Source organism: Mesorhizobium sp. M7D.F.Ca.US.004.03.1.1 (assembly GCF_003998635.1).
Taxonomy (GTDB): Bacteria; Pseudomonadota; Alphaproteobacteria; order Rhizobiales; family Rhizobiaceae; genus Mesorhizobium; species Mesorhizobium loti.
The window spans coordinates 1-889 of sequence record NZ_RZQG01001475.1; the positions used below are offsets into that span (position 1 = coordinate 1).

Here is an 889-nt window from a genome sequence, read left to right on the forward strand (position 1 = left end):
CACCCCCGCCGCTGGCCAGCGTGCCGAAGCCGTCGAGCCGCATCACTTTGGCGGGAGTCGCGGTGACGGCTTGCGGCCAGTCGGCGACCGGATGATCGAAATGCAGGATGCGCGTCGCCATGCGGTAGACCTCCAGCATGTCGAGATCGCCATAGGCATAGAAGGGATCACGCGTGTTGTCGGATGCGACGGCAACCGGAATGCCCCTTGCCTTCATCTCGTGCAGCAGCGTCACGCCGCGCCAGCGCGGCGTGGTGCCGTCGCCGCGCCGGTCCTGCAGATAGAGATTGCACATCGGCAGCGAGACGACGGCCAACCCGGCTTTCGCCACCTTGTCCAGCGTATCGAGCACGTCGAGGTCAGGCTGGCGCGCCAGCGAACAGCAATGGCCGACGAGGATCTTTCCTTCGAAACCGTTCCAGAGTGCGGCCTCGGCGATCTTCTTCAGCGAGATCGCGGCGATGTCATCGGTCTCGTCGGCATGGAAATCGAGATCGAGGCCATGCTTGATGGCTTGCGCGAAGACGTGGTCGAGCAGCTCTTCGAGATCCGGCACCATATAGGTGACGACACCGAGCACGCCCTTGGCCGCGGCAACCCTTTTTGCCAGCCGGTCGAACCATTTCCTGTCGCGAACGCCCTCGATGCCGAGCAGGCAGGCGCCCTGCAACTCGATGCGGCCGCGCCATGCCTCGCGCATCGCCTCGAACACCGGCCAAGAGATTTCCTCCTGCGGCGCGACGCTGTCGAGGTGGGTGCGCAGCGCCCTGGTGCCATGCGCGTAGGCGCAGCGCAGCGAAAAATCCATGCGCCGGGCAACGTCTTCGGCGCTCCAGCGTGCCGCACGATCGGCACCGGCGGCATTCAGCGCGCCCATGAAGGTGCCGTC

General features: G+C 65.6%; 1 protein-coding gene. It reads right to left on the reverse strand.

What is annotated here, in order from left to right; genetic code table 11:
- Positions 1–889 (reverse strand): cytosine deaminase (locus tag EN935_RS38060; RefSeq protein ID WP_127374345.1); only part of this gene is annotated, 889 nt, incomplete at both ends.